The organism is Halomonas colorata, from assembly GCF_014897985.1.
GTDB lineage: Bacteria > Pseudomonadota > Gammaproteobacteria > Pseudomonadales > Halomonadaceae > Vreelandella > Vreelandella colorata.
The window spans coordinates 65452-75079 of the sequence record NZ_JABUZA010000020.1 but is presented as its reverse complement, the minus strand read 5'-3'; the positions used below and the strand labels follow the sequence as shown (position 1 = coordinate 75079).

The 9628-nt window shown below is 53.9% G+C and carries 6 protein-coding genes; 5 read left to right on the top strand and 1 reads right to left on the bottom strand.

What is annotated here, in order from left to right:
* Nucleotides 1-410, bottom strand: a 410-nt coding sequence (locus INT33_RS11590; RefSeq protein WP_193091956.1) for a hypothetical protein, incomplete at its 3' end; no start/stop codon positions are given.
* A 243-nt stretch (nucleotides 411-653) separates the two neighbouring features.
* Between INT33_RS11590 and INT33_RS11585 the strand changes: the two genes are divergently transcribed.
* From INT33_RS11585 to INT33_RS11565, 5 genes are all read left to right on the top strand, one after another.
* The gene (locus INT33_RS11585; protein ID WP_193091955.1) at nucleotides 654-1367 is read left to right on the top strand and encodes a hypothetical protein; all 714 of its coding nucleotides are present in this window, start codon (nucleotides 654-656) and stop codon (nucleotides 1365-1367) included.
* Between the two features lie 2 nt (nucleotides 1368-1369).
* Nucleotides 1370-1618 (top strand): hypothetical protein, encoded by a 249-nt coding sequence (locus INT33_RS11580; RefSeq protein ID WP_193091954.1) that lies wholly within the window; start codon nucleotides 1370-1372, stop codon nucleotides 1616-1618.
* 309 nt (nucleotides 1619-1927) lie between these two features.
* Nucleotides 1928-2560 carry a hypothetical protein gene (locus INT33_RS11575; RefSeq protein WP_193091953.1) on the top strand — a complete coding sequence of 211 codons (633 nt, stop codon included), beginning with the start codon at nucleotides 1928-1930 and terminating at the stop codon, nucleotides 2558-2560.
* A 23-nt stretch (nucleotides 2561-2583) separates the two neighbouring features.
* Nucleotides 2584-4515: a flotillin family protein gene (locus INT33_RS11570; protein ID WP_193091952.1), complete on the top strand. Its 1932-nt coding sequence runs from the start codon at nucleotides 2584-2586 to the stop codon at nucleotides 4513-4515.
* 137 nt (nucleotides 4516-4652) lie between these two features.
* A complete protein-coding gene (locus tag INT33_RS11565; RefSeq protein WP_226940166.1) occupies nucleotides 4653-9602 on the top strand; it encodes a DNA repair ATPase in 4950 nt (1649 codons plus the stop codon).
* Nucleotides 9603-9628 lie beyond the last annotated feature (26 nt).

Genomic DNA, 9628 nt, shown 5'->3' with positions numbered 1-9628 from the left:
GAATCTCGCGCACCGAGGCGTGATACAGATGCCCGAGCCAAAACGCCTGCATGGAGTTGAGTTCTTGGATCATGAGGGTCTCCTGGATGAAGAAACCTCAGTGTGGTCAGCAAAACTCCGCTTGAGAAGATGTGGTTAGTGGCGCGTTTACCCAAGCTCTGCAGTAGCGCTTTTTTAAATTGCTTATTGTCATAGTTGGGTGCCAGCTTAAATCTTAAGGTCACAATGCTTGTGCCAGGAAAGCCTTCTATGGTTCCAACGGATACAGCTTTATAAAGGAAGTGGGCGTCATTAGTGGGTGACGGGTCTTCGAAGATGGTGTTTTCGTCTCTTGGTGGTGCGGTCAATGTGACGCAGCCGCTTAACAATGAGGCTAAAAAAACCGCGAAAATAGATTTTGTTATATTCATGCGTTTCCCTTGTTAATTTTGCGAAATATAATTAGCATTTTGGGCGAAAAAGTCGATGTGTTTTGAAATGATTGGCTAATTGTTATCAGCTGGCAAAGATGTCAATGAACATCGTAGTAATAAATCAGCAGACTCATGCTGCGGTTAGCCGCCTTATTTGCCACTTTTTTGATATAGGCTCTAGCTTACTGACGTCCAGAAGTTAAGAGCGCACGGTTAACGCCCACAAAGCGATAAAATGTAATGATAATCCGTATTTTGAATGAATCCTTTTCTGCGTTGCTTAACATCAAGCGTTCTACGTTTAGTGCTCTGGCCGCTGCCTTTTTACTCGCGCTTATCGCGGAGCTTGCTCTGCTTGGAGTCGGCATTCTACAGCCCCGGCCGCTGATGCTTTATCTCACATTGGAGTGGTTGGCAGAGGGGGTGGCGATAGTTAGCTATACGCTATTGGTCACTGTTATTTGCCACACCGTATTACGGGACCAGGCGAGACGTTTTGGCTGGGGGTTCTTTTGGGGGCGAAGAGAAACACGCTTTTTTCTTCATGTACTGGGGCTTTATGCGCTGTTAATCCCGGTGTCGCTATTAGCTTTTGTGCCCGTTGGCGGGCCGTGGTTAATGCTGCTGGCTGCCGGCTATTTTTATAGCCGCTTTGCGCTGGTATTGCCGGGCATCGCCCTTAATCAAAAAATAACCTTTAAGCTTGCCTGGCAGCTGTCTAGTCAGCATCAAAGAAGCGCTTTCGTACTGCTCGCACTGCTTCCCGGCATTGGCTGGAGTATTGCCGAGTTGCTTCTGGGCGGGCTTTATCTTTTTCCCTTAAGAGTGGTTGCAAACTTTTTCATATCTGTCTTTTCAGCAATTGCCATGGCAATTCTCTATCGTGAGATCGTATTTTCTGCAGCCGCCGTTAGTGACGATTCGCAAAGCCAGAGCGCCCATGGGGAGGGCTAATAATGCTTGACGATTTTTTTGAAGGTTTTTCCCGAAGCCTAGGTTGGTTTTTTGGCCATGTTGTCGGCAATCTTTTATTTAAGGCTGGCTACTGGATCGGCTGGCCTTTTGTAAAATGCATAACGCTGGGTTACTACCCAAGTAGGCGCCAGCGCTATTCAAGAAGGGACCCCTTTCAGGATGAAATATGGACGAGTTGTATTGGCCTGCTTGTTTTAATTAGTTCAGCCGTTTTTTTATTTACTCGGTAGCGCCCAGGCGGTTAGCCGAAGAAAGACTCCATCGCTTTTAGCTAAGCCCCTCTTTTTGTAAGACATTCGCTATAGCGTTTGTAAGCAATATCTCAAATGCCCCCTGGTTTGTTGATTTCGAGAAGCATTCCTGTAGTTTCATCTGGTCGATTCTAGGGGCGTCCAGCGCTTGTTGTCTGGTTGATTGCCTTGTTGAACAGTGCAATATCGTACCCGTTTTGCACTGCCCCTACGGAGACGAAAAAGGATTTATGAGAGCGGCATCGCTTAGTGGTGGCGCTTACGCCCTGTTTAAGGAATCTCAGGCACATGCCTTTATTTTTTTCTATTATCACCAGTTTTCCAACCGTCATTTTTACCGTGCTGTTAAGCGTTGCCGTTATTTATTGGTTTATTTCGCTATCCGGCATGGTCGATAGCGATGTGCCGGAAGGAGATCTAAGCGGTGATGGCGCCATGGGGGTCGGCGGTTTGCTGGCAACGCTGGGTCTTCAGGGCGTACCACTGCCGTTAGTGATTACGCTCGTCGCTTTAGGCGGCTGGTTATTTAGTTATTTTTGTGAACTTCTGGTTGGCACGCGCCTTAACCCTGGCTTATTACTCTGGCTGTTTCACGCTGTCTTACTGCTAGTTAGTTTTGCCGTGGGTATCTTCGTTACCTCTTTTGTGGTTCGCCCTTTACGCCCTCTATTTAAACCTGCCTTGCATTTGCCTACTGAAGAGCGCTTAACCGGCACGCTGTGTACGGTGCGTTCTGGCAGTGTTGATAGAGCGCGGGGCCGAGCCGATGCCTATATCGAAGGTGACCATCTGATATTACAGATTCGCAGTGATAAGCCCTTAGTGCGCGGCGACCGCGCCATTCTGATTCACTATCTCGCTGATGAAGACGCTTACTGGGTAATGCCTGAGAACGACTTTAAAACCGGCTTAGCCGATTAACTGCCTGGATATAGGAGAAGAAAATGGACTTATCGTGGGTTATGCCGCTGTTATTCGGCATTGGCGCTATTATTATCCTCATCATAGCGAGTCTGTCACTGATCAAGACGTTCTATCGCAAGATCGATCAGGGCGAGACGCTGATCGTCAATGACCTCTCGACGACACCTAAGGTGTATTTCACCGGCGCGATGGTGCTGCCGGTTATTCACCGCGCGGAAACCATGAAGATTTCCGTGATTACCCTTGAGCTAAACCGTACCGGTAAAGAGGGTTTGATTTGCCGCGATAACCTGCGTGCCGATATCAGCGTGGCGTTTTATCTGCGGGTGAACGCCACTGCCGAAGATGTGCTGCGGGTAGCCAAGTCGGTGGGCGTGAACCGGGCATCTGACCGCGATGCAGTGAATGAACTGTTCAATGCTAAATTCAGCGAAGCGTTAAAGACCGTCGGTAAGAAGATGGACTTCATGCAGCTGTTTGATGAGCGCCAGCAGTTCCGTGATGCCATCGTCGAAACCATTGGTCAGGATCTGAACGGCTATGTGCTTGAAGATGTCGCGATCGACTATCTGGAACAGACGCCTAAAAGCTCGCTTGACCCGCATAACATTCTGGATTCTGAAGGTATCAAGTGCATCACCGAAATTACGGCGAAGCACAATGTTGAAACCAACCGGTTGGAGCGTGATCAGGAACTCGAAATTCAGCGCAAAAATGTCTCGGCTCGTGAGGCAGCGCTAGAGCTTGAGCGTACCCAGGCCGATGCGGAAGCACGCCAGCGTCGTGAAATTGAAAGCCTGCGTTCACGTGAGGAATCGGAAGCCGAGCAGGTGCTTCACCAGGAGCGTTCCAAGAGTGAAGCGGCGCGTATCAAGACTGACGAAGAGCTGGCCATTGCCGAAGAGAACAAGCAGCGTCAGATTGAAATGGCCGCCAAGGCGCGCGAGCGTGCCGTACAAATCGAGGAGGTGCGGATTCGTCAGGCCAGAGAGCTTGAAGATGTTAACCGCGAGCGCGCAGTAGAAATTGAGCGTATCGGCATGGAAAAAGCGCTGGAAGAAGAGCGCAAGGAAATTGCCGATATCACCAGCCAGCGTATCGCCGTTGAGCGCAACGTGGCTGAAGAAGAAGAAAATATCCACGATGTGCGCAACCGCGCCGAAGCTGAGCGTAAGAAAGTCACTAGCCTGACGGCGGCGCAGGCGGTTGCCGAGGAGAGCAAACTTAAGGAAGTACGTGCGGCTGAAGCGGCATTCGAGCGCTCCAAGCTTGAAGCCGAAGAGACCATCATCCGTGCCCAGGCGGAGCTGGATTCCGCCGAGAAACGTGCGGCAGCCGAAGAGAAGCAGGCACGTGGTCAGCAGGCGTTGCTGGCAGCAGATGGTTTGGCCGAAGCCCAAGTGCTTGAAGCCCGCGCTCACGCCCAGCGTAGCGAAGGCATGGCTTTGGCCGAAGTGAAAACCGCGACTGCAAAAGCCGATGAAGATGCAGGCATGGCGGAAGTGCGCGTGCTTGAGCAGCGCCTTGAAGCGGAAGCAACGGGTGAAGAGAAGCTGGGTACTGCAAAAGCCCAGGCCCGCGAAGCGATGGCCAAGGCCGAAGCGAATGGCCTGGTCGAGAAACTGCGTGCTTACGACAACATGTCGGAAGAGGCGCGCCACTTTGAAGAATTCCGCATGAACCTCGAGGTGCACGAGAAAGAAGTGATGGCACAGATCGAGGCGCAGCGTACGGGCATGCTGGAGAACGGCAAAGTGATGTCAGCGGCGCTACACAATGCCAAGTTCGAACTGATTGGTGGCGACGGCGATATCTTCGAGAAATTTGCCACCGGCCTTGGCTATGGCAAGACGGTGCAGGGGGTGCTCGACAAGTCCCCGGCGCTTCAAGCCACGCTGGCAGGCCTTGCCAGCCGTGCCATGGGGTCGAGCAAGTCCTCGGAATCGGCCTGATAAAAGAGGCGGCTCATCAAAGGCCGCCTTGCTTGGCATGATAAAGCCGACTACCCCTTAGCCTTCCCAAGACCGCATGTGCCATCACGCTGCGGTCTTTGCTATTTCGCTTGAGCACTTTTTTCAGGATGAACACTATGTCGAAGGACGCTATGTCGAAGGACGCTATGTCGAAGGAGCCGTCGTCGGTCGAGAATATCGTCAGAGAAAGCACGGCATTCGAGACCATTCAACGCCGCCTGCGAACTCAGGGCAGTGAGCTAAATACATCCGTCGGTCAGTTGAACGAAGCACGCGCAGGCGTTTTTGGAAGCAGCAGCATGGCGCTGTTAGGCCGTGCCCGGGTGCGTACTGAAAATAACGCTATCGCTCGCGACATGGTGCGCATTGGCGATCAAATTCTGTTTGGATTCAATGTTCAGCTGGGGCTGCGTAAAGCCTTGGATGCTAAAGATATTTTTGCGCTTTACCATCTTAAGGACGATGAAGGCGGATTAGAGCTGACAGAAGCGTCTCTCACGAACAGCTTCTTAACCGATGAGCAATTCACTCGAGACTTTCGGGAACTACAGCAGTACTACAGCCATGCCACGCTGGTGCAGCTGGTAACGCTCAACAACAAGCTGCTGATCGCTTTTCAGATTGGCGAAAAGCTCAGTGACGTTCGGGTTTTTCGGTGGGAGCTGACGGCTCAGGGTGAGGTAAGCCGCTATATCGATAATCGCGGAGAGCGCGATCTGGTGTTTCCAGAGCGGTTCGCTTTTGCCTGGCAGGAGGCTGGCCGTGACCTGCAAGAACAAGGGCGCGCACCCCATCTGAATATTCTTGATACGGTATTTGTCGATAACCTGCGCGGCAATATTACCTTCAAGATCGAAAATAACACCAGCAGTGGCGAAGGTATCTTTACTGATCCTGTGGCGTCAGATTCGCAGTCCCTGGATGATGCCTCCTTCGAGTACGCTGACTTGGGGGCGGTGCTGCTAGTCCGCATACAGCCTTTCAATGAAAAACAGTGGCGTTACTATCTCTTTAACCGCGCCGAGCAGCACGTCAAGCGTATTGATGCCATGGCAGGATCAGTCATTGAGCTGCCGGAGAATCATGGCCTGATATTCCCGTCCGGGTGCTATCTGAATACAGGCGAGCTGAGCACCTACGAGGTGCCAGAAGAAGATTTGCGCTTCAAACGTATGGTGCGCTCGCCGAATGGTGAAGATGTTCTTTACCTCTTTTATGCGCCGCATACCGGGCATGTGGTGCTTTATCGCTATAACCTGATCCAGAAACAGGTAGACACACCCATGGTCGGGCACGGCGCGGCGCTGCTTGAAAATGGGCATCTGGCGATTTTTTATGCCGAAGATGAGCCGACGCTGGTGCATCCCATTCAGGTATGGGACACGCCTTTCATGTCGGAGCGTTTTCACGCTCAGGACGCGGTGCGTAACGATACCCCGCTTGGCCGAATCGGTAATCCCGAACTGGTGCGCGGCATCGCCGAGCTGAACAGTATTGTGCAACTGGCCAGCGAACAGCAGGCGACCGAGCGGCATTTCAACGCCATCATCCGCCGTGTCGATCGCACCTTGAATCAGTTTTACTGGATTGGCGAACCTGATTTCAGCACCATTCACGCCGCGCTGGAACAGCTTAAGCATACCGCTGAGCTGATGCTCGACGAATATGAAAAGGTTCAGGCGATACGCGCCCAAACGGCTCAGGCGTTGGATGAGGTAGAAAAGCAGCAAACTGAATTGTTGCGTGAGCTGAAGCCCAGTAGCTGGAAAGCGCCCGATGTTTTCGTGACCTATCTGAAACGGTTGCGCGATCATCGTGGGCGGTTAATGGCGCTTCGCGAGCGCCGCTATCTCGATGAAGCGCGTCTCAAGACACTCGAGCAGGCGCTTGATACGGCGGAAGAGTCGCTGACGCAGCAGACCTTCTCCTTTCTGGCGCAACCTGAAGCGCTGGATGGCTATCGGGAAACCCTGGCGGAGCTTAAGGCGCAGGTGGGGGAGGCAGAAACCCGCCAGCAGCTGGCGGAATATGTCGCGCGTTATCGTGAGCTGACCGCCGGGCTGGATATGATTCAGGGGTTGCTGTCTTCCATGTCAGGCGGCGATGCCATTGAGCAGACGCGCATTACCGAAAATATTTCGAGCATTTATGCCTCCATCAATCAGCAGCGTTCCGAGGCGGAAATCCGCCTGCGCGAACAGGGCAGTGCCGAGGCCCAGGCGCAGTTTGCCGCACAGATTCGTCTGTTCGAACAGAGCCTTGCCAATGGCGTAGGCGCCCTGGGCGAGCCCGACGACTGTGATCAACTGATGACCCGCATGCTGGATCAGTTGCAGGAGCTGGAGAGCCAGTTTGGTGAGTTTGACGAGTTTTTAACCACCATTCTTGAGCAGCGCGAAAGCGCTCATGAAAGTATTGAAGGACGCCGTCAGCAGCTTCAAGACGAGCGTCAGCGTCGCGTTTCTACTCTGACCGATGCCAGCCAGCGGATTTTATCCAACGTTACGCGTCGCACCGAACGCTTCGAAACGCTGGAAGAATTGCACAGCTTCTTTGCCGCGGATGCCATGGTTGCCAAGGTGCGCAGCATGGTGGATGAGCTGCGCAGCTTCGGAGCCAACCTGGAAGCGGATGATATTTCAGGCCGCCTGCGCGCCTCTCAGGATGCGGCAATGCGCAGCGTGCGCGACCGCGCCGACATCTATGAGTCAGGTGGCAATGTGATCCGCCTGGGGCCTCGTCACCGCTTCAGCGTCAATCAGCAGAACCTTGACCTGACGCTGGTACCCCGTAACGAGAGCATCATGCTTCATCTGACGGGGACCCAATATTACGAATCGTTGGATGATTCGCGCCTGACCGAGCTGCAAGACTACTGGAGCATGTCGCTGCCTTCGGAAAGTCGTGCCGTCTACCGTGCCGAGTACCTCGCTTACCTGTTCATGCAGGAGATGTCATCGTCAGGTGGTGCGACAGTCAATGTAGAAGATATCACGGAGCTGCAGCGTCAAATTGCCAACTTCGCTTCTCCGCGCTATCGGGAAGGGTACGAGAAGGGGATTCATGATCATGATGCGGCGTTGATCGTGCGAACCCTGTGGCCGGCGCGCCAAAGCGCAGGGCAGCTTGGGTTCGGGCCATTGCCCAGGGCGCTTGGCATGCTTTTCTGGGCCGATCGCTCAAGCGACGAGAATGCTACTCGCAACCTGCGCGCACGCTGTCTATCTGCGGGCATTCTCTGTCGGATCATGAGTAACGAAGACCTGATCCGCGCCTTGATGCAGGAGGTCGAGCCGCAACTAGAAGCCTTCATGAAGACGCATCAGCTTGCTAGCTCGCCTAGCCAGCTTGGTAGCGCTACCGAGTTTCTGGTGCGCCAGTTAGCCGAAGAGAGCGATAGCTTTCCTGTGACCCAATACGCGGCCAATCTGGTGGAGAGCTTTATCACCACCATGCAGCGTCAAGGGTACTACGGGCACTTTCAAGAGGCATTGGCCGTTGTCATGGGGCAGCCTGGTGCGCGCTGGACCATCACGTCACACTGGCTGCAGGCGCATGCCAAACAGGCGGGGCAGGAGGGTTTGCTTCACTACCTGCCGGAAGCCATCGCCATGCTCAATACGGCCGAGCGGTTGAAAACCACGCCGCATAGTGTCGAACTGGCCTTTAGTGTCGAGGGGCTGTTGGGGCAGCACGAGCGCCTTGAACAGCAGCAGCTTACGCTGCAGCTGGACGATTTTCAGGAGCGTCTACGTCATCATCAACAGGTGGTCGTGCGTGACTGGTCGGCGCTTCAAGAGCGGCGTCAGCGTATCCTGCAGGAGCAGCGCGAGCGCTTGAGGCTTGAAGAGTACGCGCCCAAGCCGCTCAACTCATTCGTGCGCAACAAGCTGATTACCCAGAGCTACCTGCCGATCATTGGCGATAACCTTGCCAAGCAGATGGGCACGGTGGGCGACTCCCGACGCACCGATAACAGCGGCCTGTTGATGATGATTTCGCCACCGGGCTACGGTAAAACCACCCTGATGGAGTATGTCGCCAACCGTCTCGGGCTGATCTTCATGAAGATCAACTGCCCAAGCCTTGGGCACGATGTGACGTCGCTGGATCCGGAGTCCGCCACACACTCCACCGCCCGTGCCGAGCTCGTCAAGCTCAACCTGGCGTTCGAGATGGGCAATAACGTCATGCTCTATCTGGATGACATTCAGCACACGCACCCTGAGTTTCTGCAGAAATTTATCTCGTTGTGCGACGGCAGCCGACGCATTGACGGAATCTGGAACGGCCGCACCAAAACCTACGACATGCGCGGCAAGCGGTTCTGTATTGCCATGGCGGGCAACCCGTATACGGAAAGCGGGGATGTCTTCAAGGTGCCTGACATGCTCTCCAACCGGGCGGATGTGTATAACCTGGGGGATGTACTGAGTGGCATGGAGGAGGTGTTCGCGCTCTCCTATATCGAGAACTCGATGAGCGCCAATACGGTGCTGGCGCCGCTGGCAACGCGGGGGCTTGACGACTTCTATCGCTTTGCCGATGTGGCCGCCGGGCGCAATGTTCCCAGCACCGATTTTGAACACGATTACAGTGGGGCCGAACGCGAAGAAATCGTGGCCGTGCTGAAGAACATGTTCAAAGTTCGCGAGGTGGTTCTACGCGTCAATCAACAGTACATCGCCTCCAGCGCTCAGGCTGACGAGTACCGTACGGAGCCGCCTTTCCGTCTTCAAGGCAGCTACCGGAACATGAATCGCCTGGCGGAAAAGATATCGCCTATTCTCAGCGATGAAGAGCTGGAAGATATCATCGACGACCATTACGTGGGTGAGGCACAGCTGCTCACTCAGGGAGCTGAAGAGAACCTTCTGAAGCTCAAGGAGCTGCGTAACACGTTGAACGATGATGAGCGAAAGCGTTGGGAAGATATCAAACGCGAGTTCAAGCGCCGTCAGCTCACCGGCGGCGACGAGGAAACCGGGGCCTTGGTGGTGCGCCAGTTAAGTCTGATTGCCGAAGGAGTTGGGCAATGGGGCAAGACACGCCAGAATGAAGGCTGAGGCGGCCTTCGATGACGTAGCGGGTA